We start from the raw sequence: 25,163 nt of genomic DNA on the forward strand, positions 1-25,163 counted from the left end.
CTACAGAAAAATAAACCAAAAAATAATTCTAAAAATGAAAAAAGAACTACATATATTTTTTACGGCTTTAATGTTTTACACAAGGATTCCGTGTCCTGCAAACATCGATCATAATCCAGATTATTTAAATAAAGCATCCCGTTATTTTCCTCTTATTGGTTGGATTGTTGGGAGTGCTGCTTTTGTAGTTTTTTATGTTTTTAATTTTTTAGTTGGGCCTGATATTGCAGTACTATTCTCTATGATTGCTTCTGTTTTAGTCACCGGAGCTTTTCACGAAGATGGTTTTGCTGATGTTTGTGATGGTTTTGGCGGCGGTTGGACCAAAGAAAAAATCTTGACCATCATGAAAGACAGCGCAATTGGCGCGTATGGTGCCATTGGTTTAATTTTGTTATTGCTATTGAAATATCAAGGATTGACTCAATTAATTGCAGTTCCGGAGAATCCTACTTTTATAATTTATAGTTCACAATTTACAATTCTTTTACTTTTTGTTACGGGCCATTCTATCAGTAGATTAGCGGCAATATCAATTGTTTTTACGCATCAATATAGTAGGGAGGATGCATCTAGTAAAAGCAAACCCATTGCACAAAATTACTCTTGGAGAGAAGTAGTAGGAGCTTTCTTTTTTGGATCAGTACCATTGGTATTTTTGTCTTATTTTCAGTGGCAAATCATTTTGGTTTTAATCCCTGTTTTTGTGACTCGATTCTTTTTAGCACGTTATTTTCAGAAATGGATTGACGGGTATACCGGAGATTGTTTGGGCGCAACGCAACAAGTTTGTGAAGTAATTTTTTATATAACTTTTATTGCTCTATGGAAGTTTATTTAGTACGCCACACCGAAACCGTTTGCCCAAAAGGCATTTGCTACGGACAATCAGATGTAAGTGTCATTGAGCCCTACGATGCTGTTTTTCAGTCTATTTTAAAGCAATTGCCATCCGATGCTATTTTATATTCCAGTCCCTTGCAACGTTGTATGCTGTTAGCAAACTTTATCAAAGAAAATTTGGGAATTACAAACATTACGCAAGATGATCGGTTAATGGAAATGAATTTTGGCGATTGGGAAATGAAAAATTGGGATGTTATTGATCCTGATGAGCTTAATCCGTGGATGGCTGATTTTGTAACAATTCGCGTTCCTAATGGAGAGTCATTTACCGATTTACACAGTCGTATTGTTGATTTTATACAAAGTGAACTCCACAATACGCATTCGAAACCAGTGATTATTGTAGCTCATGCCGGAATAATCAGAAGCTTTTTATGCCACATTTCAGCATTACCTTTGAAAGATGCTTTTAAAAATAAAGTAGATTTTGGAGCTGTAATCAAGATTGAATTATAAAATTCGCAATTATTTAGGTTATTAACTTAATATAATTTTATCTTTGCTACCGTATTGAGGTTGTGGTTTAAATTTTTTAAATCGCATTAAAAGGGAATCAGGTGATAGATTTCAAGTTTTAGATTTCAGATTTTAGGGTTTAAATCCTAAATCAAGAATCCTAAATCTTAAATCAAAAATCCTGAGCTGTACCCGCAACTGTAAGCTATCAAGCTTGTTGTTATCTACAAAACCATTGTTCGTCACGGCGAATGAGAAGGTAAACAACAAGACGCAAGCCAGGAGACCTGCCTTTTTACTTAACAAATATCGAGCTCTCGGGAAAAAGAGTTCAGAAATTATGACTACAAAAAAATTACTTATATTTTGTTTTTTAAGTGTGTGCCAATATGTCTTGGCTCAAAATAAACCTGCAATTTCTTTAAACGAGGTAATTGTAACTGACGGCGCCCTAAAAAAATTTTCAAAAACACTTCAGGTTCAGGTATTGAATGATTCTGTAATTCAGAGAAATTACAGTTCATTGACCAATTTATTGCGATACAATAGCTTGCTCTATCTGAAAGAATATGGTAACGGAATGACTTCTTCTGTTTCCTTCAGAGGTACAACTGCTGCACAAACAGCAGTAATTTGGAACGGGATTAACATAAATTCACAGCTTCTGGGACAAACGGATTTTAATACCATAACTCCTATGGGATATACTGATGTCTCTGTACGAACTGGTGGTGGTAGCGGTATTTATGGTAGTTCAGCTATAGGGGGGAGTATTCATTTGAACAATGAGTTGCATTTTAAAAAACAATTTCAGAATCTTTTACGAATTAATTTTGGAAGTTTTAATACTCAAGGGTATTACTACCAGTTTATTGCCTCAGATAAAAAAGTTGCTTCTCAGTTTAGTGTTTCTAGAAATAGCTCGGATAACGATTATAGTTACCCCAATTCAAATCAAAAAAATAAAAATGGAGATTATTACAATACCAGTTTAAATGGAAGTTTTGGTTATAAAATCAATTTGAATCATAAAATCAATTTTTACAGCCAGTTATATGACGGTTTACGGCATTTTTCTGGAACTTTAGCTTCCATTTCTGTTAGTAAATATTATGATTTGAACACAAGAAATTTGCTGGAGTGGGTTGGATTACATAGAGATTTCACTTCTAAGTTGAAATTAGCGTATGTAACTGAAAATTATAGGTATTATGAGAATAAAGACAAAGATATTTTTAGTGAAGGTGGCGCCAAAACGAAGATAATAAAATATGATTTGGATTATTCTCCAACTAAAAACTTCACCGTCAATTCAGTTATTGATTTCACTCAAATCAATGGTTTTGGGACCTCGATTGATAATGCTAAAAGAAATATAGCCACTGCAAGCCTGTTAGTTAAACATACATTAAGTCCTGTTATACAATATGAAGCAAGTGTTAGACAGGAAATTGCCACCAGTTATAAGAATCCCTTTTTATATTCTTTTGGGTTTGTTTATCAGCCACTTGAATTATACAGCATGAAATTGAACACATCTAAAAATTTCAGACTCCCATCTTTCAATGATTTATACTGGGAAGGGAGCGGTAATTATGAACTCATTCCGGAACTTTCCCATCAAATTGAATTGGGACAGGAATTAAAAATTAATGCTTTGAAGTTTTCATTGACGGGTTTTTATATTCAAACCAAAGGAATGATTCGTTGGATACCTAATGAAACAGGACAATGGACGCCTATTAATACAGCAAGTGTTGTAAATAAAGGGGTAGAGGCGACAGGAAGCTATTTCAAAAATTTCAGAGGACATAATTTTAATTTCAGTTTAGCTTACGGCTATACTTCGTCTGTGGATCAAAGCAATCAAAAACAACTTATTTATGTTCCGTATCATAAAATGACAATGAATGCAGATTACTCTTATAAAAACTGGTCTTTAAATTATCAATATTTATTCAATGGAGCTGTTTTTACCTCAGCGGATAATTATTACAGGTTAAAAGAATATCAGGTTTCAAATCTTAGTGTCTATTACAAAATAGGAGAATTCGACCATTATAAAATAGGAATTCAAGCACTGAATTTATTTAATGAAAACTACCAAATCGTTGAGGTAAGACCAATGCCTGGTAGCAATTATAATTTAACTCTAACAATTAAATACTAACACATGAAAATTAAAAATTTTACAATCGCAGTCTTGGCTTCAACATTATTTTTAGGGTCTTGTACCAATGATACTAATGAGGAAAAATCATTAGGAGCTTATGATAATGGTTTTTTTATAATCAATGAAGGAGGTTTTGGTAAAGCCAATGCTGAAATTTCTTTTATCAGTAATGATCTTATCACGCAACAAAACTCGCTTTATTCCGCAATTAATCAAGGGAAGTTATTAGGTGACACAGCACAAGATTTTAATGCTAATGGAGAGTTTGGTTACATAGTAATGAATGGTTCTAATACAATTCAAGTTGTAAACAGATATTCTTTCAAAAGTATTGCGACTATTGATAAAGATTTGAAAAATCCAAGATATATTGTTTTTGCAAATGGAAAAGGATATGTTACAAACTGGGGAGATGGAAGTGATGCAACAGATGATTATATAGCTGTTGTGAATTTGACTTCAAATACAATAGAAAGCAAAATTCCAGTAGTTGAAGGTCCAGAAAAGTTGATCGTTTATAATAATAAATTATATGTAGCACATTTAGGTGGATATGGTTCAGGAAAGACTGTTTCAGTGGTTGATGTTATGACTTCTAAAGTAACAGCTACTATTTCAGTAGGAGATAAACCGGCAAGTATTGAAGAAAATCAAGGTGTTATCTATGTTTTAAGTAGTGGTAAAGCTTCTTGGACTGGTGATGAAACTGCTGGGAAGTTGCAAAAAATCAATCCTACTACAAATATGGTTAGCACAACTTTAGATTTCGCCTTGACTTCTCATCCTGGTCAAATGGATATAGAAAATAATAAATTATATTTCACTCAAGCTAAAAATGTATTTGTGATGAATACATCAGATACTGCTTTGCCTTCAAAAGCGTTTTTTACAACGAGTTTTAGTGCCTATGGTTTTGCTGTTCACAATAATTCAGTTTACTTGGCTGATGCAGTTGATTATAGTTCGAATGGTAAAGTTGCTATTTATGACACAAACGGTGTTTTGAAAAATAATAGCACTGTTGGAGTAACTCCTAATGGATTTTATTTCAATAATTAATAGTTAAAAATAAATTTTAAAAATAAGGTTAGTTATAATTGGAAACGAAAAAGAGAGACAATCAGCGGTGAAAGTCTCTCTTTTTTATTTAAAACAGTTTTTATTTTAATTCGGAAACAAAAGATAGTATGGTAGATGCAATTTTATCTTGTTCTTTTTCATCCATTAAATAGGCTCTGTCAGTAAGATTGGAAAGGTAGCCTAATTCAACAACGATAGCTGGAACAACTGATTTTTTCAAAATAAAAAAGGGAGCTTTTTTTACTTCAGATGATAGTAAGCTGTTATTCTGCTTAAATTTAGTACGAAGCGAATTGGCAATTTCAGCTGATTTTTCATATGCTACAGATTCATTGGCAACATAAAACTCCATTCCAGATTTAGCTACATTCGCACTTTTGTTAACGTGCAAAGACAAAACTAAGTCTGGTTTGATATTATTAATAATAGCAGCACGATCGGATAAGGATAGGTTTTTATCTTCATTTCTCGTAAGATGCACGATCACATTTTCATTTTTATTTAAGAATTTTATTTTTTTCGTTATTTGTTCTACGATCAGTTTTTCAGTACCTGAACTAGAAGTTGCTCCAAAATCAGTACCACCGTGCCCAGCATCAATAACAACATTGATTTGCTTGGTCGTTTTAGTAATAGGTTTTACAAATGCGAAAGAAACTAATGTAGCACAGGCTAAAAATAAGGGAATTGATTTTTTCATATGGTAGTTGTTTAGTGATTTATGCATTATAAACTTACAAAAAAATAATTTATTGTTTGAGTTAATATTTTTTTTTAGAGGAGTATAAAGAAAATGGTTTAAAAAAAAGTATTTAACATTAAAAAAATGCCACAGATTCAAAGAGTATATTCTTTTGAACTTGTGGCAAGATTTTCTTGTATTCTTATTTATTGAATAGTGTAACATTATTTTTTAAGATTAAAAACAATTGTTCCGTTACTCCAAAGCTTTCAAGAGCCCTTTTGGTGCTTCCTCCAGATACATTTCATTTTGAAATCTTCGCATCGATTTAGAATCTTTAAAAAAATCAAAGTCAGTAGCCGTATTTGGTCTCATCATTCTATTTGTTCCATTAATTTTTCCAATAGCATAGCTTAGTAAAGGCTCTGATGGATCTCCCAGAACGCCATAAGTGCTGATCGATTCTGTTACCAGAAAATCAGGTTGTAATCCTTCAGGATAATCTCCAAAACCTGCAGAGTTCGATGTCTTAGCTACAATAAGCTGCATGGCATATCTGTGATTTGGATTTCTTTTGGTTGAACCAAAAGTAGGCGAATCGTATAAAGTGATTGAGGCTACATTTTTACCATATGTTACGTCACCTATCTGTACAACATTCATGTAAGGCTTCAGTCCATTAATAACAAGTTCACTTGCAGACGCGGTACCTTTTGTAGTCAAAACATAAATTTTTGTCATATTGACGCTATTTATTGATGCAGCATCTATTTTACTTGGAAAAATATAATTCGTATTTTTATCGCTATAGTTACTGTTCCACTCTAATTTTGAAAATATTTGACCTGAAAATTGTCCCGTAATCATACTTGCTAATCGGGTAGCAGTTTGCACTGATCCTCCACCATTGTAACGTAAATCTAGAACTAAATCGGTAATTCCTTGTGATTTTAAAAAACCAAATGCATCATTTAACTGTCCATCAAAATTGGAATAAAAACCATTGTACATCAAATAGCCTATCTTGTGTGTTCCAGAAGTAATCACCTTGTTGATTAAAATTGGATTTTCTGTTAACACAGTTTTTGTTAAATCTACTGTTTTACCATTGGTAACAAAGTCAGTTCCGTTGTAATCAGCTAAATTTAAAGTGTTGTTTTCATTAGCACCAAATAACAAGGACTGGTAATTGCTTACTGTCAATTGTGTTCCATTTACAGCGGTGAAAACATCGCCACGTTTAATATTTTTAGAGGATGCATCTGAGTCATTAATGATATAACGCACATAACCAAAAATATTTGTTGTACTACCTGGTCTATATTTTAGTCCAAATTCAACCCCATTGTTTTTCGTAGTTCCTTGTATTTGACCTTCGAGTTCTAGATAGTCATCTACAATCCAACTGAATTTATCTTTTGTTTTAAACAGTAAAGCATCAAATAATTCTTCTGGAACTGGATATCCTTGCAAAAAAGCATCTAATGCAGCTTGGTCAGCAAATCGATCGTTTGCTAAATTGGGCACATCTCCTTGCCACAGATAATATTGATTCATTCCACTCCAAATAAAATTTTGAATGGCTAATCCCTGCGGTTGTGCAATATCATCGTTATCTTGACAGCTTTGAAACGCGAAAGCCGATATAAACAATAAGAGGGCAATTTTAATGGTTGTTTTCATGGTTGGTATTTAATAAGATAAACGTAAAAATACTAACTTTAGTTTTTATTTTATGTTTTTTTGTTGCAAAAAATAATACGAGTCGTCTAGCTTATATAACCAGTTTAAAACCAAATTTTTTATGAACCAAAATGACTTTGTTCTTCTTGTCAATCCGTTTAAAGACAAAGTCTTCAGGTTGGCCAAAAGGTTGCTCGTTAGCACAGAGGAAGCAGAAGATGCTACTCAAGAAGTTTTGGTTAAATTATGGAATCGCAATGGTAATTTATCTGATTTTGGGAGTGTTGAAGCTTTCGCCATGACCATGACCAAAAATTATTGTTTAGATCAGCTTAAAGCTAAAAGAACAGGAAATCTCAAAATTGTACATACGAATTATGTAGATCGAGAGGCAGGTTTAGACAAGAAAATGGAAGACCTGGACAGTTTGAATTGGGTTGAGAAAATAATGGAGCAATTACCCGTACAACAACGATTGATTATTCAAATGCGGGATATAGAACAATATGAATTTGAAGAAATTGCAAAAATACTCGAAATGAATGAAAGTGCGATTCGGGTGGCGCTATCTAGAGCAAGGAAAACGATACGGGATTATATGACAAAAACACACAATTATGGAATCAGTTAAAATAGACTATTTAGTAGAAAAATACTTTCAGGGAGAAACCAGTATTGCAGAAGAAAAGGAATTACGTACTTATTTTTCTTCCTTAGATGTTGCGCAGCATTTAGAACAATACAGGCCTATTTTTGAATATTTCTCTCTTGCCAAAGAGCAGCAGTTTACGTCTCAAGTACCACAACTCCCAAAAGCGGGAAACATAAAGCGTAATGCTACGTGGCTATCACTTGCAGCGTCTGTTGTTGTTTTGTTGGGAATAGGAACCTATGTCTATCACAATTATGATGATGCAACAAATAGTCAGAATTTAGGAACGTATGACGATCCTGAAGAAGCTTTTAGAGCTACTCAAAAAGCATTGTCCTTATTGTCTAGTAATGTAAATGTTGGCATAGAAAGTGTACAGTACATTCAGGTGTATCAAACTACAAAAGACAAGATTTTTATTGACAATAGAACTCAGTCAAGTGGTTTGTAATTCCCTTGGATGTGGAATAAAAACAAGAAAAATAATTTAAAAAAAAATCTAAAATGAAATCAACAAGTAATACAACCAAAATGAATAGTAAATTCAGTACCACAAAAAAGTTGATACTAACCCTAGTATTCGCCTTAGTTTCCAGCACCTTTTATGCACAAGCTATTTTTGATAAATTTGATGGACAAGTAGGTGTAACCTCAATCATTGTTAATAAAAAAATGTTTGACTTGATGAGCAAAGTAAAAATGGATGCTTCCGATAAAGAAACGCAACAATACTTAAGTTTAATCAAGAAACTCGATGATTTGAAAGTGTTTACCACAAAAAATGCACGTTTAGAAGGCGAAATGAAAGCAGTTGCAGACAAGTACATCAAATCGGCAAATTTAGAAGAGTTAATGCGTGTAAATGAAGACGGACGTAGTATTAAAATCTTAGTAAAATCAGGAGCGAATGATTCCCAAATAAAAGAGCTATTTATGTTTATTGATGGAACAAAAAATGACGATACAGTGCTAATGTCGTTAAAAGGAAACTTTGATTTAGATGAAATTGCAGTACTGACCAATAAAATGAAAATTCCTGGCGGAGATGATTTGAGAAAAGCAACTAAAGCAAAAAGATAAGATGAAAACAGTTTATGGAATAGCACTGCTATTGAGTTTGTTTCTGTCAAGTTGCAACTCAGAACCGTCCTTACAAAAGTACTTTGTTGAAAATACAGAAAATAAAAACTTTATTGCGCTGGATGTGTCACCTGATATTTTGAATGTTGATAAAACAAAATTATCAGTAGCTCAAAGTGATGCTTTAAAATCTTTTGACAAGATGAATGTTTTGGCTTTTAAATTGAACGCTACGAACAAAGCAGAATTTGAGAAAGAACGTGCTAAAGTAAATTTGATTTTAAAAGATAAAAAGTACCAGCAGCTGATGAAGTTTGCGTCTGGAAAAGAGGGCGCTTCGGTAAGTTTTGTAGGCACCGATGATCATATTGAAGAATTTGTATTCTTTGCCAACAAAGAAGATAATGGTTTTGCTGTGGTTCGAATTTTAGGTAAAGATATGAATCCGACTAGCATTATGACCATGATGAGTGTTTTACAACAATCAAATATTGATGTAGAACAATTAAAACCATTACAACAATTAATGAAGTAAGTAATTTTTAGAAAATAGTAAAGCGTCTTGAATTTTTCGAGACGTTTTTTTTATGATTTAGTTTTTGGGAGTTGGGTTATTTTTAAATTAATAATCAGAGTTATGCTCTTTATTGCCAATTATTTAACTGAATTAAAAATAAAGATTTACATCGTCGAGATTCATTTTAAAAGTATTCAAGTAATACTCTTTTCGCTTTTGGAATAGGGATAAAGGGAGTGTAATAAAGGTAGTAAATATCACTAAATGTTGGTATTGCACGTGACTTTTATTACCGGTAAATTTGCAAAAATATATGTTTTTTTATTTATCGAATTAAAATAGAATCTTACATGAAAAATGAAGTACAAGAGCGATACAAATTTCAAGTATTGGCAAAAAAAGCCGAAAAGAGATATTTTTATATTGGCGCTTTTATCTTGTCGTCCGTATCTGTTTCAACAGTAATTTTGGTAGTTTTACTTTTATCAAATACGTTAGACAAATATTCTTAAAATTTGTAAATTAAAAGCATTTAGAAACATTCATAAGCTCACTATTTTTGTAAAAGTCAAAGGATTTCCTTGTAATAATAGTAGAGTTTGCCACATCTCTGATTGTCTTTTTAAATCCGTAATACAGATCATTATTTCGACAATACTTTTAAAGTCTTTTCATAGCCTACTTTTAGCAGGTATAATTTATTACCAGAATAGATAGACGCTTTTTCAGTAGGTTCAATTTATTGATCTACTAAGAAGCAAAAATGCTGAATCACATAAATAAATTACCAGGGTAGGATGATTAATCTATTTTGATATATCTTGAGTTAAATGTTTTTGCGATTAGTAAAATCAAAAATGCGGAACGCTGCTTTTCTTAACGCAAATTACTAACGAGTCTTGTTTAAATAACAAAAATATAATGTATTGTGGAGTAACTTTTTAAGCGCTTAATTTATATTTGGCAGAGTTGTTTTGTTTAAATTTTATTCTGAATTTGATAAAATTTCTATTAACTGCATCCTATCGAGAGGTTTTATTAAGTACTGATTTTGTAAATTAAACATTTCAGCTTTTTTGTAATCCTCTTCATCATTAGAACTTGTCAATATGTAAATTTTAATTTTCTGAGTTATGGGGATTTTAATGAATTCTTCTAAAAATTGCCAACCATCCCAAATAGGCATATTTATATCCAGGAAAATCGTTTGTGGTAACTTTTCATTATTTTGAAACATATTAAGTAAGGTATCAAAAGCTTCTTTTCCATTTTTGCAGATAAGTATTTTTTCTACACAGCCAGAAAGCTCAATATGTTTTTTTGTTAAAAACAAATGAATAGGATCGTCTTCAATAATGCACACTAATTCTATTTTTTTCATAATGATAAAAATACTTTAAAAATTGTTCCAATATTTTCTTGACTATTTACCTCTATTTTACCGCCCATGCTTTCTATTTGGTTTTTAGTCATAAAAAGACCTAAGCCTTTTGATTCGGGGTGGTGATGGAAAGTTTTATACATGCCAAAGATCTTTTCGCCATGTTTTTTTAGATTTATTCCAATTCCGTTATCTTCAAAACAAATGATGTGATGACTTTCGTCTTCAACCGCATATATTTTTAAATAACTTTTCGTTTCGGTATTTCGATATTTCAGTGCATTCGTAATAAAGTTGAGTGATATGCTGTCAATGTAGGCAGGAATCCCCTTGATTTTTAAATCTTTGTCTAAAAGATTATTTATGATTATGCCTGCTTCTTTACTTTTTAGCATCATCAGATCAATATTTTTCTGTACCGCATCATAAATTGGAATTTCAATCATAATATTTTGCGTGAGATTGACTTTTACCACTTCTGTCAAATCTTCTACAGTTTGTTTCAAATTTTCTACACTCTTGTTCACCAATCCAACCAATTCATTATTGTACAATTCGGGTGTTTCTAATTTAATTAAATCTAAGATTCCTGATATACCAATACTGTGCGACCTCAAGTTATGCGATACTATATGAGCAAAATTTCGAAGTCGACTATTTTTTTCTTGAGTATTTTCGAGTAGTGATTTGATTTCATGTTCAGCTTTCTTTAATACTGATATATCTACAGCTACTGCAGAAAATCCAGTAACAATATTGTTGTTTTTTACTGCCTTTATTGAGAGTAAAACAGGAAATTTGCTACCATCTTTTTTCCTAAAATTCCATTCTTTTGCAAGATTTTTTTCTAATATGGCCTCAAATGTTAAGGTGTTAATACCGCTTATATTCTGACCGTATTGTTGAGATAGTTTTCTGCTTTCATTTTCAATTTCATCTTGGATATGCAAAATTAGAGACGAGTGCTGGGCTACGAGTTCTTCAGAGGTATAACCTAACATTCTTTCAGCTCCTGAATTAAACAGTGAAATAACGCCATTTTCGTCAGTGGCTATAATAGCAACCTGTTCTGTAGCGTCCAAAACAGCCCGTAGATTATTCATCGCTTCGTAAATTTTAACTTGAGATTCCTTTTCTAAGCTGATGTCCTGTACAAATGACCAGATTAACTTTTTTCCGTTCAAATCGTTTACTACAACTCCATGCATTGCAACAGGATAGCTAGTGCCATCTTTGCGGATATATTCTTTTTCTAATCTATTGTAATATCCTTTTTCTTTCATTTGGCGTCTTGCCAATTCTTCCAAAGGTTTGTATGGTATAGGTGTTAAATCCCAGTAACTCATGTCAAGAAGCTCATCTTTAGTATAACCTGTTGGTGCTACTAATTTGTCATTTACGTCTATGAATTGTCCGGTCTCATAGTCATTAAGAGCTATTCCTATTGGTGACAATTCATATAAGGCATTAAGAATTTGCTTTTGATTAGAAAGTTCAAGTGATTTATTTTTTCTTACAGTAATATCTTGATGTGTTCCATACATCATAAGCGGTTTGCCATCACTAGTCCATTCTAACACTTTGCCATAATCCAACGTCCAAACCCAGTGGCCGTATTTGTGTTTCAAACGAGCCTCCATTTCGTAGTAATCCACTTTTTGTTCAAAAACAAGTTGGATTCTTCTTCCAGCCTCTACGATATCATCTGGATGAGCCAATTTTAACCAAGTTTCATCATTAATTGGTTCTAGCTCTGCTAATGAGTAGCCTAATATTTCAGCCCATCGTTCATTATACAGTGTTTTTCCAGTTTGTACATTCCATTCAAAGGTTCCTGCATTCGTACCCTCTAGTACGGCCGCGAAATGGTCTCTTGTTTGAACTAAATCATCAATAGGACTTCCTTCAGAAATGATATAAGCGATCTTTCCCTGATCATCTAGTATTGGTCTTAAACTACAGAGAATTGTTGATGTTTGGTTATTTGCAATATTAATTTCTACTTCATAAACTACCTCTTCGCCCTGTAAAGCTTTGTAAAAATTATCTTGCAGTTGCTGCTGTGTTCTTTTTGATATTTCCCACCAATAACAATCCCATAAATACTTTCCAATAACATCCTCTCGCGTAATACCTGCAACATGTAAGGCCGTATTATTTGCCTCAAGCAAAATCCCGTCAGTATTGAGAAAACTGATAAATGACATGGTAGAATTGAAGATGCCTTCAAATTTTAATTCACGTTCTTTTATCACAGTTATATCTTGAAAACTTCCTATCAATTTATCTCCGACTCGTTTTCCTACACTGCGTACCCACTTTTGATTTCCTTTTGCGCTAATTAATTGGCAGATTAAGTCAAATGAAGAATTGTTTATAATTGCATTTTCGACAGCGTTGGAAATAATAGCCCGATAATCTGGATGGTAAAATTGTATTCCTTGATCTTTATTTATGACAAAATCCTCATTCACTTCATGAATGTCATAAACTATCTTTGTCCATGTTATTTCTTCAGTTGCTAAATCCAATTCCCAGATTCCTATTTGATTAGCCGCTTGAATAATTTCTAAAGTTTGGTTTGTCTTTTCAAGTTTTGTATTATTTGCATCTAATTCAATTTGTTTTTTTCTTAGTTCAAAAATGGTCATTACTTGATCGGCCAATTTTGTTAAAAAATCAATTTGTTCCTCTGTTAAAGTTTTAGGTTCGCTATCAATAACACAGAGAGAGCCTAAAGGAACACCACTACTGGTTTGTAATGGAATTCCTGCATAGAAAATTACGTGAGGATCACCAGTAGTCAAAGGATTGTCGGCATATCGTTCGTCCTTGCTAGCATCTTCAATAATAAAAGGAAGACCAGGACTATTTATGGCATGTGCGCAATAAGAGAAATCCCTATTTGTTTCTTTGGTATTAAGTCCATAACGGGAAAGAAACCATGATTTGTCCTTAGTGACTAAACTAATCAACGAAATTTTAGTATCACATATTTTAGCGGCCATAGCGGTAATGAAATCGAAATCATCACGCTCATCTATACCAATAATTTGATACAGTCTTAACTCTTCCAATCTTTCTAATTCATTTTTTGGAATGCCAGGTTTATCCATGTATTTTTAGATTTTTTGCCATATATTAGGAAAGGTCGATTTTAATTAAAATGTTAAATAAACTATCAAATAAAAAAAACAAAACTTATTATGATACCAAATAATTTCCATTTTTCAAGAATCTTTCATTTTTAAAAGTAACAAAATTATAATTTTTTATAATAATAGTAATAATAATAATAATAATAATAATAATAATTTTTTCTGACAAAAAATATAACTGAAGCTGTAGTGATAATAAAAATATAGGATAGGGTAACAGAAAGCAAACAGCGCGTTAAGAAAAATTGGGACTTAAGTTAAATACTTTTTCTGTACTACTAATGTGATGAGAATCAAGATTTTTTGAAAATATAAAATATATTTAACGCATTAAAAAATTTAATCTGTAAATTCAGCAATAACAATAGAGTAACCATCAACTAAAACTATTTACGACTTTGTTAAACCAAAAAAAGCCTGCAAAATTAATATTTTGCAGGCTTTCTTTTTTAAAGTGACCACGGTGGGATTTGAACCCACACGCCCTTGCGAGCACCAGCCCCTCAAGCTGGCAAGTCTACCGTTTCTCCACGTGGCCTAAAAAAATAAAAGGCCAAGTAATAAATTACTCGACCTTTTGTGACCCGACTGGGGCTCGAACCCAGGACCCCATCATTAAAAGTGATGTGCTCTACCAACTGAGCTATCGAGTCAATGCTTTCAAGAAAATTATGTGTTGATCACTTAAATTGTGACCCGACTGGGGCTCGAACCCAGGACCCCATCATTAAAAGTGATGTGCTCTACCAACTGAGCTATCGAGTCATTTTCTTTCCTTGAACGCGGGTGCAAATATAAGGACTTATTTTGGAGTTTTCCAAGCAATTTTATTATAAATTTGTCTTTTTTTAATTAAATCACTCAACACCTTAATTTGTAAGGTTTTATTCAGATGAAAAAAATTATATTGTTAGGATATATGGGTTGTGGGAAGTCTACAATTGCTGTAGCGTTGTCTAATAGTATCGGAATTCCGTTCGTAGATCTCGATAAAGAAATTGAAGCAAAAGTAGGATTGTCTATAGATGCTATTTTTAAAAAGCACGGTGAAATATATTTTAGAAAGCTTGAACACGAAGTTTTTATCGACTTATTGAATAATTCAAAGCAACTAATCATTGGTTTAGGTGGCGGAACTCCATGTTATGCGAATAATCATGAGTTGCTAAAAGGCACTAATGTAGTATCTTTATATCTGAAAGCTTCCATTCATACACTTTTTCATCGTTTAAATCACAACAAAAGCAAACGCCCTCTGATTGCGGATAAAAACGAAGGCGAAATGAAAGAGTTTATAGCCAAGCATCTTTTTGATCGAAGTTTTTATTACAATCAAGCTCAATATAAAGTTGTGGTAGATGATAAAACAATTAAGCAAACAGTACTTGATATTGTTGCGATTTTAACTTAGATAAGCATAATTGGTGTCGTTTTCGTCAAAAACTACTTGAACATGTTCGTACAATGAGGTAGAAAGAGAAATTCCTTTGAAGTCAGCTTTTACGGGGTATTTTTTATGGTTGCGATCTACAAGCACTGCTGTTTTAAACTTTTTTAAAGGAACGTCTATAAAATGCCTTACTGCATATATTAAGGTAGTACCAGAATTTAGTACATCATCTACAAGAACCAAACCCTTATTAGCATATTCTTCTTTTGATAAAGAGGTGTGAATGGGTAATTCCGGATGTTGTTTGTTAATTTGTACCTCGCAAAGCGAAACTTTGATGCTAGAGATAACTTCTAAACTCGCAGCTATTTTTTTTGCAAATATAAAACCGTTAGTTGCAATTCCTGCAATGACAATTTCTTGCTCGTCTACAAAGGTTTCGTAAATTTGATAGGCAATTCGTTTTATAGTATGTTCTATTTCTTGATTGGTCAAAATTATATTCTTGCTCATGGTTTGTTGTTTTGTTGGAGGGTTGAAGCGTCTATTTCAAATAGTTGAAGAACGGAAATTTTAGAGGAACTTTAAACCTAAAGTTTATACTTTCGAAATCAATCTTCTTCGTCTACTATAATTTCATTTCCAAATTCATCGATGTCTCTCCTGTCTTTTTTCGTGGGTCTACCAGTACCATTTTTTCGGTAATGTTCTTTAGATAATTTTAGTAATTCTAAATGCTGATACGCTTCTGCTGGAGTATCATTTCTTCTATAAATATCTACTAATTTAGCTGCAACACGATTATCTGGAACATCTAGAACAGTAATGATTTGCGTAATTTGATCTTTACGAAAAGTAATTTTATCCGTAGCAAAAACCTCTTTAGAAGGTTTGGCGACTTGGCCATTTACTGTAACGTGGTTTTTTTTACAGGCTTCAGTAACCATGTTTCTGGTTTTGTAATACCGCACGCACCACAAGTATTTATCTATTCTCATAAAATTTCTAAAATCGGAGTTAAATAGTTTACAAAAATCAATCAATATTGTATCTTGCGCACTTAAAAAATTAGCTATAATGAACAAATTTAAGTATTATTTTATTTTATCAATTACAACTTTATCTTTATTTTCATGTTCTAAAGATGATGCCACTGCTGAAATAACTCCACCTAGAGATTTTGCAGCACAATATGCTACTGATTTAACTGATATTGAAGAATATTTAAAAACATATTCCATAACTGTTGTCAATCATCCGGGTTTTGCAGATGATCAAGACGTTACTTTTAAGAAAATTGCAACTGGAGGAACTGAACCTTCAATTTATTCTTATTTAAATAGCGCTACTTTTCCAAAACTTTTAAGTAAAGAGGTAAAACTTCATGATATCAGTTATAAATTGTACTATTTAGTATTGCGCGAAGGAGTAGGGCAACAGCCTAGCAACGTTGATGGTGTACTTACGTCATATAAAGGAGAGTACTTATCACGAACTAAAGTTGCTGATGTAGAGATCTTTGGAACTACTTTCTTTGAAGAAAGTAAAAATCCACAGCAGTTTTTTAATTTACCTTCAACAATAGTAGGTTGGGGTGAATCTTTTCCAAAATTTAAAGGTGGTACGTATTCATCTAATCCTGATGGAACCGTTTCGTATAGGGATTTTGGTGCTGGTGTCTTTTTTATACCATCAGGATTAGGTTATTTTTCTCAAGGTCAAAATAGTATTCCAGCGTATGCACCTTTAATTTTCAGTATCAAATTGTATGAAATCAATAGGCTAGATTCAGATGGTGATGGAATACTAAATTTTCAAGAAGATTTAAATAATGATGGATACATATACAACTATAGCAATAAAGTAAATTACCCAACGTTTCCTGCAGATAATATTCGTTATGAAGATGATTCTGACAAAGACGGAATACCAAATGCTTTAGATACTGATGACGATGGAGATGGGATAAGTACTAGAAAAGAAATTACAGATGCTAATGGTGTTTTAATTCCATTTGCGTCCATCCCTTCTTGTAACGGAAATACAACAGATCCAACTCGAATTAAAAGGCATTTAGTACAATGTAACTAGAAAAAAAACAAGGCATAAAAAAACCAGTTCAAAATAAATGAACTGGTTTTTTTTTGGAATCAAATGAAAGCCTACTTTCTTTTCATAACTCTTTCTACTGCTTCAACAATCGCTTGATTGTTCAATTTGTATTTATCCATTAATTGTTCTGGTGTTCCAGATTCTCCGAAACTGTCATTTACTGCTACAAACTCTTGTGGAGCTGTACTGTTTAATGCCAAAACTCTTGAAACGCTTTCGCCAAGACCACCCAAAATATTATGCTCTTCAGCTGTAACGATACATTTTGTTTTTGCTAATGATTTTAAAATGGCCTCTTCATCCAATGGTTTGATGGTGTGAATGTTGATCACTTCGGCAGAAATTCCTTGTTGCTCTAAAGCTTCAGCAGCTACTAAAGCTTCCCAAACCAAATGTCCTGTTGCAACAATCGTTACATCAGATCCCTCGGTTAAAACAATAGCTTTTCCTATAACGAAAGGTTCGTCAGCGGGCATAAAGTTAGGCACTACTGGACGGCCAAATCGCAAGTAAGCAGGACCATGATGATCTGCTAGTGCTAAAGTAGCTGCTTTGGTTTGGTTGTAATCACACGTATTAATTACGGTCATTCCTGGTAACATTTTCATCAAACCAATGTCTTCCAGAATTTGGTGTGTGGCACCATCTTCACCTAAAGTTAAACCGGCGTGAGAAGCACAAATTTTCACATTTTTTTCAGAGTACGCTACAGATTGACGAATTTGATCGTACACTCTTCCTGTAGAAAAGTTAGCAAAAGTTCCTGTAAAAGGGATTTTCCCTCCTATTGTTAATCCTGCTGCAATTCCGATCATGTTTGCTTCTGCAATTCCAATTTGGAAAAAACGCTCTGGATGGTTTTTTTTGAAATCATCAAATTTCAAAGAGCCAATTAAATCGGCACAAAGTGCTACTACATTTTCGTTTTTTTGACCCAATTCCGTCATTCCCGCTCCAAAACCCGAGCGTGTATCTTTACTTCCTGTGTTTGTATATTTTTTCATTTTCCTCCCCCAACCCCTCCAAAGGAAGGGAGCTCCTATTGGGGTAAATAGGGTTTTATATTTTTATTTAACAATTTTGTAGCTGTTCCTCCCCTTCGGGGAGGCTAGGTGGGGATTAATAGTCGCTTTCGGCTTCAGTATAGTTTTGACCCAAAGCAATTTCAAGTTGCGTGTCATTAGGCGCTTTACCGTGCCATGCGTGACTGTACATCATAAAATCGACACCATTACCCATTTCAGTATGCAATAATACACATACTGGTTTTCCTTTTCCAGTTCTTGATTTTGCATCATTCATTCCAGCAATAATAGCTTCGATATCGTTTCCTTTTTCGATTTCGAGAACATCCCAGTCAAAAGCTTCAAATTTAGCACGGATACTTCCCATAGCTAAAACTTCGTCTGTAGAACCGTCAATTTGTTTCCCGTTCAAATCGATTGTAGCAATAAGGTTATCAACTTTTTTGGCAGAGGCATACATAATGGCTTCCCAGTTTTGACCTTCTTGCAACTCTCCATCTCCGTGAAGTGTGTAAATGATATGCTTGTCACCATTTAGTTTTTTAGCTTGTGCTGCACCAATTCCTACAGATAATCCTTGACCAAGTGAACCAGAGGCAATGCGCACTCCTGGCAAACTATCATGCGTTGTTGGATGTCCTTGTAATCTAGAATTAATCAAACGGAAAGTCGCTAATTCAGCTACTGGAAAGTAACCGCTTCTTGCTAAAACGCTGTAAAAAACAGGAGAAATATGCCCGTTTGAAAGGAAGAAAAGGTCTTCTCCAATTCCGTCCATTTCAAAACCTTCTTTGCGGTCCATTATATTTTGATATAATACTACAAGAAATTCTGCACAACCTAACGAACCACCTGGGTGACCTGAGTTGACTGCATGTACCATTCGAAGAATATCTCTTCTAACTTGGATTGTTAAATCGTTTAATTGTTGTGTGTTCGGTTTCATTTGTGTGTTAAAATTAGACTCGGCAAAGATAAACAGTTATTTTGATTTTAGATAGTTCCGTTTTTAGATTTATCATTAGTTATAAAGGGTCTCCTTTTTTGTGAAATACTATTTTTTTGTACTAATAAGGTAATTACTATCTTGCGATCATGTTTGAACAATTATTTAAGAGTATTCGAGAAAAAGTAGCATTGACTCCGACTGAAATGGAGCTGTGCAAGACTTTTTTTATTCCTAAAAAGCTACGTAAAAAGCAAACATTGCTTCAAGAAGGAGATGTTTGTATCTATAATGCATTTGTTGAAAAAGGAATGTTACGCTCTTTTTCTATAGATGAGAAAGGAAATGAACACATTGTACAATTTGCAATTGAAGGTTGGTGGATTACTGATTTAGCTAGTTTTCTAACCAACAGCAACTCTATTTACACCATAGAAGCGCTTGAAGATTCAGAATTGCTGTTGCTCACCACCGAAGCACGTGAGGCATTGATGGATCAAATCCCAATGTTTGAGCGCTACCAACGCTTACTATTGCAAAATGCTTACATTGCAAATCAAGCCAGAATTAATTCGGCATTGACCGAAACGGCCGAAGATAAATACCTTAATTTAGGAAAAGCATATCCCGGAATTGTAAAACGGGTACCCCAACACATGCTTGCTTCCTACCTTGGACTTACACCCGAAACTCTGAGTAGAGTTCGCAAACAAATTAGCAAAAAACAGTAGAATTCCTTGATGTAGATCAATGGTATTTCTTGCGCTACATCAACACTCTCATGGGTATCGTTATTTATTTTTGTACTGTAAAATAAAGGCAATGACCAATAGAAAAACAGTTGCGATATTAGGTGTTTCCAATAGCAATGCAATTCTTTTAGCAACACATCTTGCCCGAGCGCATGCTGTTCTGCTTTTTGATACGGATCAAAAGTTGCTTTCAAGTATTTACGCACAGCTACTTTTAGAAAACCTCAATGCACTAGTTGAACCGATGCGTTGTCCAACCAATGCGAGTTGGGAAGCTGATATTATTGTGGTTTCTGCTAATACTTTAACAAATGAACCGCTAACACAGCAAATCAGGAAGGTGTCTACAGGCAAAATCGTCCTTATTCTTGAAAGTATAACCGATGAGAAAAATAAGAATTCGTATTTTGAAGTACTATTTCCTTTTTCTAAAATTATATATTGCTGCGAAGCGAAAGTAGATGCAATGGCAACTCTTTCTCTAAAAGGAAATGATGTTCAGGCTTTGGCAACTCTTGTTACTTTTTTTACCACTATTGGTTTAAAAATCAATGTTATATTTCCAAGTACAATTAACTCTTAACAAAAAAGAAATGAGTAAATCAATTTTATTTCAATCCTATACTCTGGGGACTCGTAGTTTAAAGAACCGTATGGTAATGGCACCCATGACACGAAGCCGCTCTAACAATAAAGGAAATGTTCCTACAGCATTAACGGCTCAATATTATGAACAAAGAGCTACTGCTGGTTTAATTGTAACCGAAGGTACTTTTGTAAGTACAAAAGCAGTAGGTTTTATTAATGTTCCAGGAATTTATAGCGAAGCTCAAACCGAAGGTTGGAAATTAGTAACTAAAGCCGTTCATGATAAAGGTGGAACTATTTTTGCCCAATTGTGGCATACGGGCCGCTTGTCTCATCCTGATTTGCATGATGGCGAATTGCCACACGCTCCTTCAGCACTGAATCCATTTGCAAAAGCGTACACAAATGATGGTTTTGTAGATACCGTTGTTCCTAAAGAGATGACTATTGAAGACATTAAGCAAACGGTTTTAGATTTTAAAAACGGAGCAAAAAATGCTATTGCTGCAGGTTTTGATGGAGTCGAATTGCATGCGGCCAATGGGTATTTATTGCACCAATTTTTTAATGGGTATTCCAACCATCGATCTGATACTTATGGTGGATCAATAGAGAACAAAGCGCGTATTTTATTTGATATTTTAGATGCTTTTGATGGTATTATCGATTATTCTAAAGTTGGAGTTAGATTGAATCCATCACTACACAATGCGCAGGGAATGATGCTAGACGAGCAGACAATTCCTACCCATGAATATATTATAAACAGACTGAATGATTACGGATTAGCATACATTCATTTAACGGAGCCTTTTACAGATGTATCTGAAGTGCCTTTTGCAGTAACTGAAGTAGCGAAACATTTTAGACCTTTTTACAAAGGAACTTTAATCATCAATAAAAGTTTTAATAAAGAAACAGGTATTAAGGTTATTGAAGACGGGTATGCTGACTTAGTTGCGTATGGCGTTCCCTTTATTGCAAATCCTGATTTGGTAGCACGTTATGAAACGGATGCTCCTTTGAACACACCAGACCAAAATACTTTTTACACCGATACGGTAAAAGGATATACAGATTATCCAGCTTTGAATGGCTAAGAAGTTTTATATTTCAAAAAATTGATTAATACATGTCAATACAGTATTAGAAAGCCCGCAAGTAGCGGGCTTTTTGTATTGAGTAATTTCAATAGAAAGTAATGATCGATTCAGCTATTATTAAGTTTATAACTCAGCTTGTGCTTGAAGGTAATTTACATTCAACCAAGAACCGCCATTATAACATTCAATTCCGTAAGCAGTTAGAAAAATCTGCGCTTGTTCGCTTCTGTTTCCTGAGGCGCAACACAATATAAAAGGTGTTTCGAGTTCGTGAATTTCTTGCATTCGATGCTGAATTTCTTGAAGCGGAATGTTAAATGATCCAGCAACATGACCTCCTATAAATTCTTCATAAGAACGCACATCAAGTATAGTTCCCTTTTTTTCTTTAAGTATTGTGGCTACTTCCATTGTTTTTTTAATTAATAGATTAGTGTTGTTTTAAACGGTAGAGATTTTTTGCTTTTTCTAAATCTAAAGGTTGCTTTATCGGAATTTCTAAAAAGTAAGGCAACTGCCATTGTTGTGTTTTTTGTGCTTGTTTGCTTGATGGTAAGTCCCAAGGAGGATATACACGCATACCTCGTTTTCCTTCCTTTAGATGAGTACTTATAATTCCTTGTTCAGATAGAACTAATCGTGGGAAAATGAATTGACCAAATTCGTTCTTGCTTTTAGCATTAATAATGAAAAAATCAATTGCATCAGCTACCTCGTATGGGGCAATAGTACCTTTGTTGCTTCTTTTCCAAAAAAGTCACAAACTGTCCAATTTTGGTTGGTGTTATTTTCGCCAGTCTAAAAAGTACAGCAGTTCCATCAAGTTCAAATTGACACGCGCTGTAAGCAAGGCTTTCTTTTTCTAATTTGAGATTGCTAAGTTGAAACCCACAGATATCAAATACAAGTTCTGCAGTCTCTATTAGGTTTTTGGGAATCATAGTGTGATGTATTTGTACTGTTTTCTAGTGCATGACTAATTTTCTATTGAATGCAAATCAGTGTCTAAAATGATTTGTTCTTGCTCTATTTCATTTTCCAATTTACAAAATAGTGGTTCAATTTCGGCATAGTCTTTTATGATTTTGACAGTGATAAGGGCTAGTGGAATACCAATTATAGAAGCAATGATACTGGCAATAGTAGCTGTTGTTAACGCTTCCAGCGACTCTGCTTTCTGAGAATATCGGAATACAAATTGACCTAAAAAAGAAGCGATCAACCATAAGGCCCACCACCAACCAATGAATTGGGTATTTAGATTTACCTTGCTATTCTCTTGTTTTGTAGTTAGTAAATTTTGAGTTTCTACATACAATTCATTCATAATTTGTTTAGGTCTATACAACGAAATAAAGGGAACAAACCAGCAACCAGAAGCCCAGCCTTCGGTGAAGGATAGCGTTTCTGCTTTTAGGTGAAGGTTAAAATACGCTCTGCGAAACCATCGAATAAATGTTATCCCAGAAATGATATAGGTAACCAAATAAATAATGGCTATAATTTTTTGGCGTAAGTCATTGCCAGTGGCAGTTTCAGTAGAAATTTGGCCACCATTGGCCACAGTTTGTAACAAATCATACTGCAAGTAATCAGAGAGTATTGAAATTATTTCAATAGTGAGTACCGTCCAAATGAGCATCATTGCAATTTTTGCTCTCTGGCCGTTTGGGCGCATTTTTTCCATGTTACTTTCTAGTTTTTATGCAGTATTGTTTCGCTACCACCTTGTTTTATAATCAATTGCTTTTCATTGGGATTGAATTCTATTGTTATACCTGCCGCTAAAAATTGAAATGTATCTTTCTTAACAGGCTCTAGCGGAAATGCCGATTGTCCTGTAGCTTGCGCAAAAAGTGATGCATTGTCCTTTGTGATCATAATTTTTATTGGAAATCCAGCAGTGGAGTACTCGCCTAAATAGGGGTCGAGTTCTTGGGAGGTAAGGGTAATGGCAGTAAAAGTAGGAATCACGAATGGTTTGTTAAAATAGCTGCTCAAAGCGGCTAATATAATGTCATTGTTATCGTAGTTTTTTCCGTTTGAGGTTAGCGCTACAGCCACTTTATCCGTTGGGAAATAATATAGTACGGATCTAAATTCATCGATTCCTCCTTCGTGACCAAAACCTTTTTTGTCTTGAAACGGAATTTGGAAAACACCCATTCCGTAGTTGTCTTGTATCTTAGTCATTTGATTCAAACTACTTTCATTAATTATTTTTTTGGCAAACAAGTTTTCGATAAATAGTACTAAATCCGATGGATTTGAAACAACAGCTCCAGCGCCCATTGGGATTGACATATCTGTTTCGGTCCCTTTTATCCATTGACCAAATAATTTATAGGAGTTGGCTTCGTTATTTTGAACGTTTATTTTACTGCCTACGTAAGTATTTTTTAGACCTAATGGTTTTGTGATTTTATCTTTTAGAATAGTACCATAGGGTTTATTATATATTTTTTGAAGAATATAACTGAGTAAAACATAATTAGAATTGCTATAATTAGCTTTACTGTTGGGTTCAAAATCACTTTTAGCTTTTGCTATAATAGCAACCATTTGAGATTCTGATTTTGGGGTGGTATTATATTGAAGGTATTCCGCATCACTGGTAAAGTTGTGAATTCCGCTTCTGTGATTTAATAAGTTACTAATTGTTATTTTTGAAGCATTCTCGATTGTTGGGTAATAGCTTGCCAATGTTTGATTTAAGGATAGTTTCTTTTCTTCGATCGCCTTAAAAATTAATACGGATGTGAACATCTTTGAAATCGAACCAATGCGGTATTTGGTCAAAGGAGATGCTTTTGTATTGGTTTCAACATCAGCTTTTCCAACTGATTTAGAATAAACGAGTGTTCCATTCTGCGAAACAACTATGCTTCCCATGAATTTATCTTTTGCTTCAAGAATTTGAAACAAACTATCCAATTTTGCAACATTCATTTTTTGGGAATATCCAAGCCCAAAAACGAAGCTAAATAAAAGTGTAATTAAAATTTTCTTTTTCATAAGTGTTTGAATTGTGTTTGTTTAGAACTTTAGGTGCAATGACAAAACAAATTTACTTGCTTTTTAGATTGGCAAATGCATCTTTTTCATCAAATTCCGAGTAAATATATACGATTTAACTGATATGTAATTTTTTTGTAAAAATATTTTTGCCGGCTTGCGCCAAAATGGGAATTTTAACTTTCATATACTGTTTTAGTTTAAGTTTTGGCTTGAAAACTAGATAGCTTTCGAAATTGAAACTAAAAAAACTTTTTTAATGTCATGATTTAGCCATTTTAGTATTTTGATCTACCAAGTTGCAAAAGATCTTCTAGTTTTTAAACCGTAAAATCAAAAGCTACTGAAACATAAGAGTTTGTTAATTACGCTGCGTTTTAGATTAATTAAGGGTAACTTTATAAAATAAAACACAGCTATCCGAAAGTTTTACTAAATAATAGAAAAACTGCCTCGACCCTTTA

Annotated in this window: 27 protein-coding genes, 3 tRNA genes and 1 riboswitch; of the genes, 14 read left to right on the forward strand and 16 right to left on the reverse strand. The window is 33.6% G+C overall.

Annotated elements, in window-relative coordinates:
- Window positions 1–34: 34 nt before the first annotated feature.
- From AC061C_RS09390 to AC061C_RS09405, 4 genes are all read left to right on the forward strand, one after another.
- Window positions 35–841, forward strand: coding sequence for an adenosylcobinamide-GDP ribazoletransferase (locus tag AC061C_RS09390; protein ID WP_478290960.1), 807 nt, complete (start codon window positions 35–37; stop codon window positions 839–841).
- Window positions 826–1,362 (forward strand): alpha-ribazole phosphatase, encoded by a 537-nt coding sequence (cobC, locus tag AC061C_RS09395; protein ID WP_478290961.1) that lies wholly within the window; start codon window positions 826–828, stop codon window positions 1,360–1,362. The genes AC061C_RS09390 and cobC overlap by 16 nt, the downstream gene beginning before the upstream one ends.
- Window positions 1,363–1,402: 40 nt before the next feature.
- Window positions 1,403–1,671, forward strand: a riboswitch (cobalamin riboswitch).
- Window positions 1,672–1,702: 31 nt separating this feature from the next.
- On the forward strand, window positions 1,703–3,532 hold the full coding sequence (locus tag AC061C_RS09400; protein ID WP_478290962.1) for a TonB-dependent receptor: 1,830 nt from the start codon (window positions 1,703–1,705) through the stop codon (window positions 3,530–3,532).
- 3 nt (window positions 3,533–3,535) lie between these two features.
- Complete coding sequence (locus tag AC061C_RS09405) at window positions 3,536–4,594, forward strand: YncE family protein (RefSeq protein WP_478290963.1); 1,059 nt, start codon at window positions 3,536–3,538, stop codon at window positions 4,592–4,594.
- 100 nt (window positions 4,595–4,694) lie between these two features.
- Here the strand turns inward: AC061C_RS09405 and AC061C_RS09410 are convergent, their stop codons facing one another.
- Both AC061C_RS09410 and AC061C_RS09415 read right to left on the reverse strand, forming a co-directional pair.
- Window positions 4,695–5,315, reverse strand: a complete 621-nt coding sequence (locus tag AC061C_RS09410) for an N-acetylmuramoyl-L-alanine amidase family protein (protein WP_478290964.1) — start codon at window positions 5,313–5,315, stop codon at window positions 4,695–4,697.
- Window positions 5,316–5,552: 237 nt separating this feature from the next.
- Window positions 5,553–6,980 (reverse strand): GFO_1087 family putative carboxy terminal peptidase, encoded by a 1,428-nt coding sequence (locus tag AC061C_RS09415; protein WP_478290965.1) that lies wholly within the window; start codon window positions 6,978–6,980, stop codon window positions 5,553–5,555.
- 121 nt (window positions 6,981–7,101) lie between these two features.
- Between AC061C_RS09415 and AC061C_RS09420 the strand changes: the two genes are divergently transcribed.
- From AC061C_RS09420 to AC061C_RS09440, 5 genes are all read left to right on the forward strand, one after another.
- The gene (locus AC061C_RS09420; RefSeq protein WP_417944607.1) at window positions 7,102–7,611 is read left to right on the forward strand and encodes a GFO_1088 family ECF-type sigma factor; all 510 of its coding nucleotides are present in this window, start codon (window positions 7,102–7,104) and stop codon (window positions 7,609–7,611) included.
- A complete protein-coding gene (locus AC061C_RS09425) occupies window positions 7,598–8,083 on the forward strand; it encodes a PG0215 family putative anti-sigma factor (protein WP_478290966.1) in 486 nt (161 codons plus the stop codon). The genes AC061C_RS09420 and AC061C_RS09425 overlap by 14 nt, the downstream gene beginning before the upstream one ends.
- A gap of 53 nt (window positions 8,084–8,136) precedes the next feature.
- Window positions 8,137–8,712 (forward strand): GFO_1090 family protein, encoded by a 576-nt coding sequence (locus AC061C_RS09430; RefSeq protein ID WP_478290967.1) that lies wholly within the window; start codon window positions 8,137–8,139, stop codon window positions 8,710–8,712.
- Window position 8,713: 1 nt separating this feature from the next.
- Complete coding sequence (locus tag AC061C_RS09435; protein WP_478290968.1) at window positions 8,714–9,247, forward strand: GFO_1091 family lipoprotein; 534 nt, start codon at window positions 8,714–8,716, stop codon at window positions 9,245–9,247.
- 332 nt (window positions 9,248–9,579) lie between these two features.
- Window positions 9,580–9,741: a hypothetical protein gene (locus AC061C_RS09440; protein WP_478290969.1), complete on the forward strand. Its 162-nt coding sequence runs from the start codon at window positions 9,580–9,582 to the stop codon at window positions 9,739–9,741.
- Window positions 9,742–10,214: 473 nt separating this feature from the next.
- Here AC061C_RS09440 and AC061C_RS09445 read toward each other — a convergent pair whose 3' ends face one another.
- The 5 genes from AC061C_RS09445 to AC061C_RS09465 all read right to left on the reverse strand — a co-directional run bounded on the left by AC061C_RS09445 (window position 10,215) and on the right by AC061C_RS09465 (window position 14,533).
- On the reverse strand, window positions 10,215–10,610 hold the full coding sequence (locus tag AC061C_RS09445; protein WP_478290970.1) for a response regulator: 396 nt from the start codon (window positions 10,608–10,610) through the stop codon (window positions 10,215–10,217).
- Complete coding sequence (locus AC061C_RS09450) at window positions 10,607–13,726, reverse strand: PAS domain S-box protein (RefSeq protein ID WP_478290971.1); 3,120 nt, start codon at window positions 13,724–13,726, stop codon at window positions 10,607–10,609. Before AC061C_RS09450 ends, AC061C_RS09445 begins: the two co-directional genes overlap by 4 nt.
- Before the next feature lie 497 nt (window positions 13,727–14,223).
- A tRNA-Leu gene (locus AC061C_RS09455) sits at window positions 14,224–14,306 on the reverse strand.
- A gap of 42 nt (window positions 14,307–14,348) precedes the next feature.
- Window positions 14,349–14,421: transfer RNA gene (locus tag AC061C_RS09460), tRNA-Lys, on the reverse strand.
- A gap of 39 nt (window positions 14,422–14,460) precedes the next feature.
- Window positions 14,461–14,533, reverse strand: a tRNA-Lys gene (locus tag AC061C_RS09465).
- A gap of 127 nt (window positions 14,534–14,660) precedes the next feature.
- On the opposite strand from AC061C_RS09465, the gene AC061C_RS09470 reads away from it, so the two are divergent.
- Window positions 14,661–15,179 (forward strand): shikimate kinase, encoded by a 519-nt coding sequence (locus AC061C_RS09470; RefSeq protein ID WP_478290972.1) that lies wholly within the window; start codon window positions 14,661–14,663, stop codon window positions 15,177–15,179.
- Here the strand turns inward: AC061C_RS09470 and AC061C_RS09475 are convergent.
- Together AC061C_RS09475 and AC061C_RS09480 are read right to left on the reverse strand one after the other, a co-directional pair.
- Window positions 15,171–15,671: a phosphoribosyltransferase family protein gene (locus AC061C_RS09475; protein WP_478290973.1), complete on the reverse strand. Its 501-nt coding sequence runs from the start codon at window positions 15,669–15,671 to the stop codon at window positions 15,171–15,173. The genes AC061C_RS09470 and AC061C_RS09475 overlap by 9 nt on opposite strands.
- A 98-nt stretch (window positions 15,672–15,769) precedes the next feature.
- On the reverse strand, window positions 15,770–16,156 hold the full coding sequence (locus AC061C_RS09480; RefSeq protein WP_309759964.1) for an RNA-binding S4 domain-containing protein: 387 nt from the start codon (window positions 16,154–16,156) through the stop codon (window positions 15,770–15,772).
- A gap of 79 nt (window positions 16,157–16,235) precedes the next feature.
- Here AC061C_RS09480 and bamM point away from each other — a divergent pair, with 79 nt between their 5' ends.
- Window positions 16,236–17,249 (forward strand): BamM family beta-barrel-assembly machinery protein, encoded by a 1,014-nt coding sequence (bamM, locus tag AC061C_RS09485; RefSeq protein ID WP_478290974.1) that lies wholly within the window; start codon window positions 16,236–16,238, stop codon window positions 17,247–17,249.
- A gap of 71 nt (window positions 17,250–17,320) precedes the next feature.
- On the opposite strand, the gene AC061C_RS09490 is transcribed toward bamM, so the two are convergent.
- Together AC061C_RS09490 and AC061C_RS09495 are read right to left on the reverse strand one after the other, a co-directional pair.
- A complete protein-coding gene (locus AC061C_RS09490; protein WP_478290975.1) occupies window positions 17,321–18,274 on the reverse strand; it encodes a transketolase family protein in 954 nt (317 codons plus the stop codon).
- A 115-nt stretch (window positions 18,275–18,389) separates the two neighbouring features.
- On the reverse strand, window positions 18,390–19,241 hold the full coding sequence (locus AC061C_RS09495) for a transketolase (protein ID WP_478290976.1): 852 nt from the start codon (window positions 19,239–19,241) through the stop codon (window positions 18,390–18,392).
- 149 nt (window positions 19,242–19,390) lie between these two features.
- Between AC061C_RS09495 and AC061C_RS09500 the strand changes: the two genes are divergently transcribed.
- The 3 genes from AC061C_RS09500 to AC061C_RS09510 all read left to right on the forward strand — a co-directional run bounded on the left by AC061C_RS09500 (window position 19,391) and on the right by AC061C_RS09510 (window position 21,681).
- Window positions 19,391–19,972: a Crp/Fnr family transcriptional regulator gene (locus tag AC061C_RS09500; protein ID WP_478290977.1), complete on the forward strand. Its 582-nt coding sequence runs from the start codon at window positions 19,391–19,393 to the stop codon at window positions 19,970–19,972.
- A 91-nt stretch (window positions 19,973–20,063) separates the two neighbouring features.
- The gene (locus tag AC061C_RS09505) at window positions 20,064–20,576 is read left to right on the forward strand and encodes a hypothetical protein (protein ID WP_478290978.1); all 513 of its coding nucleotides are present in this window, start codon (window positions 20,064–20,066) and stop codon (window positions 20,574–20,576) included.
- A 10-nt stretch (window positions 20,577–20,586) separates the two neighbouring features.
- A complete protein-coding gene (locus tag AC061C_RS09510; RefSeq protein ID WP_478290979.1) occupies window positions 20,587–21,681 on the forward strand; it encodes an alkene reductase in 1,095 nt (364 codons plus the stop codon).
- Window positions 21,682–21,807: 126 nt separating this feature from the next.
- Here the strand turns inward: AC061C_RS09510 and AC061C_RS09515 are convergent, their stop codons facing one another.
- The 5 genes from AC061C_RS09515 to AC061C_RS09535 are packed head-to-tail and all read right to left on the reverse strand — an operon-like array spanning window position 21,808 to window position 24,699.
- On the reverse strand, window positions 21,808–22,095 hold the full coding sequence (locus tag AC061C_RS09515) for a rhodanese-like domain-containing protein (protein ID WP_478290980.1): 288 nt from the start codon (window positions 22,093–22,095) through the stop codon (window positions 21,808–21,810).
- A 19-nt stretch (window positions 22,096–22,114) separates the two neighbouring features.
- Window positions 22,115–22,411 carry a MepB family protein gene (locus AC061C_RS09520; RefSeq protein ID WP_478290985.1) on the reverse strand — a complete coding sequence of 99 codons (297 nt, stop codon included), beginning with the start codon at window positions 22,409–22,411 and terminating at the stop codon, window positions 22,115–22,117.
- The gene (locus AC061C_RS09525) at window positions 22,389–22,625 is read right to left on the reverse strand and encodes a MepB family protein (protein WP_478290981.1); all 237 of its coding nucleotides are present in this window, start codon (window positions 22,623–22,625) and stop codon (window positions 22,389–22,391) included. Before AC061C_RS09525 ends, AC061C_RS09520 begins: the two co-directional genes overlap by 23 nt.
- A 35-nt stretch (window positions 22,626–22,660) precedes the next feature.
- Window positions 22,661–23,371 (reverse strand): DUF4328 domain-containing protein, encoded by a 711-nt coding sequence (locus tag AC061C_RS09530; protein WP_478290982.1) that lies wholly within the window; start codon window positions 23,369–23,371, stop codon window positions 22,661–22,663.
- Between the two features lie 8 nt (window positions 23,372–23,379).
- Window positions 23,380–24,699 carry a serine hydrolase domain-containing protein gene (locus AC061C_RS09535; RefSeq protein WP_478290983.1) on the reverse strand — a complete coding sequence of 440 codons (1,320 nt, stop codon included), beginning with the start codon at window positions 24,697–24,699 and terminating at the stop codon, window positions 23,380–23,382.
- Window positions 24,700–25,163 lie beyond the last annotated feature (464 nt).

The sequence above is a fragment of the Flavobacterium sp. GNP010 genome, assembly GCF_056428945.1.

Bases quoted from the DNA above. Each gene is read 5' to 3' on its own strand.
- AC061C_RS09490 (WP_478290975.1), bottom strand. From the start codon at position 18,274: ATGAAAAAATATACAAACACAGGAAGTAAAGATACACGCTCGGGTTTT.
- AC061C_RS09505 (WP_478290978.1), top strand. From the start codon at position 20,064: ATGACCAATAGAAAAACAGTTGCGATATTAGGTGTTTCCAATAGCAAT.
- AC061C_RS09430 (WP_478290967.1), top strand. From the start codon at position 8,137: ATGAAATCAACAAGTAATACAACCAAAATGAATAGTAAATTCAGTACC.
- AC061C_RS09410 (WP_478290964.1), bottom strand. From the start codon at position 5,315: ATGAAAAAATCAATTCCCTTATTTTTAGCCTGTGCTACATTAGTTTCT.
- AC061C_RS09435 (WP_478290968.1), top strand. From the start codon at position 8,714: ATGAAAACAGTTTATGGAATAGCACTGCTATTGAGTTTGTTTCTGTCA.
- AC061C_RS09500 (WP_478290977.1), top strand. From the start codon at position 19,391: ATGTTTGAACAATTATTTAAGAGTATTCGAGAAAAAGTAGCATTGACT.
- AC061C_RS09445 (WP_478290970.1), bottom strand. From the start codon at position 10,610: ATGAAAAAAATAGAATTAGTGTGCATTATTGAAGACGATCCTATTCAT.
- cobC (WP_478290961.1), top strand. From the start codon at position 826: ATGGAAGTTTATTTAGTACGCCACACCGAAACCGTTTGCCCAAAAGGC.
- AC061C_RS09475 (WP_478290973.1), bottom strand. From the start codon at position 15,671: ATGAGCAAGAATATAATTTTGACCAATCAAGAAATAGAACATACTATA.
- AC061C_RS09470 (WP_478290972.1), top strand. From the start codon at position 14,661: ATGAAAAAAATTATATTGTTAGGATATATGGGTTGTGGGAAGTCTACA.
- AC061C_RS09480 (WP_309759964.1), bottom strand. From the start codon at position 16,156: ATGAGAATAGATAAATACTTGTGGTGCGTGCGGTATTACAAAACCAGA.
- AC061C_RS09525 (WP_478290981.1), bottom strand. From the start codon at position 22,625: ATGATTCCCAAAAACCTAATAGAGACTGCAGAACTTGTATTTGATATC.
- AC061C_RS09495 (WP_478290976.1), bottom strand. From the start codon at position 19,241: ATGAAACCGAACACACAACAATTAAACGATTTAACAATCCAAGTTAGA.
- AC061C_RS09390 (WP_478290960.1), top strand. From the start codon at position 35: ATGAAAAAAGAACTACATATATTTTTTACGGCTTTAATGTTTTACACA.
- AC061C_RS09530 (WP_478290982.1), bottom strand. From the start codon at position 23,371: ATGGAAAAAATGCGCCCAAACGGCCAGAGAGCAAAAATTGCAATGATG.
- AC061C_RS09515 (WP_478290980.1), bottom strand. From the start codon at position 22,095: ATGGAAGTAGCCACAATACTTAAAGAAAAAAAGGGAACTATACTTGAT.
- AC061C_RS09405 (WP_478290963.1), top strand. From the start codon at position 3,536: ATGAAAATTAAAAATTTTACAATCGCAGTCTTGGCTTCAACATTATTT.
- AC061C_RS09420 (WP_417944607.1), top strand. From the start codon at position 7,102: ATGAACCAAAATGACTTTGTTCTTCTTGTCAATCCGTTTAAAGACAAA.
- AC061C_RS09535 (WP_478290983.1), bottom strand. From the start codon at position 24,699: ATGAAAAAGAAAATTTTAATTACACTTTTATTTAGCTTCGTTTTTGGG.
- AC061C_RS09400 (WP_478290962.1), top strand. From the start codon at position 1,703: ATGACTACAAAAAAATTACTTATATTTTGTTTTTTAAGTGTGTGCCAA.
- AC061C_RS09510 (WP_478290979.1), top strand. From the start codon at position 20,587: ATGAGTAAATCAATTTTATTTCAATCCTATACTCTGGGGACTCGTAGT.
- bamM (WP_478290974.1), top strand. From the start codon at position 16,236: ATGAACAAATTTAAGTATTATTTTATTTTATCAATTACAACTTTATCT.
- AC061C_RS09440 (WP_478290969.1), top strand. From the start codon at position 9,580: ATGAAAAATGAAGTACAAGAGCGATACAAATTTCAAGTATTGGCAAAA.
- AC061C_RS09425 (WP_478290966.1), top strand. From the start codon at position 7,598: ATGGAATCAGTTAAAATAGACTATTTAGTAGAAAAATACTTTCAGGGA.
- AC061C_RS09415 (WP_478290965.1), bottom strand. From the start codon at position 6,980: ATGAAAACAACCATTAAAATTGCCCTCTTATTGTTTATATCGGCTTTC.
- AC061C_RS09450 (WP_478290971.1), bottom strand. From the start codon at position 13,726: ATGGATAAACCTGGCATTCCAAAAAATGAATTAGAAAGATTGGAAGAG.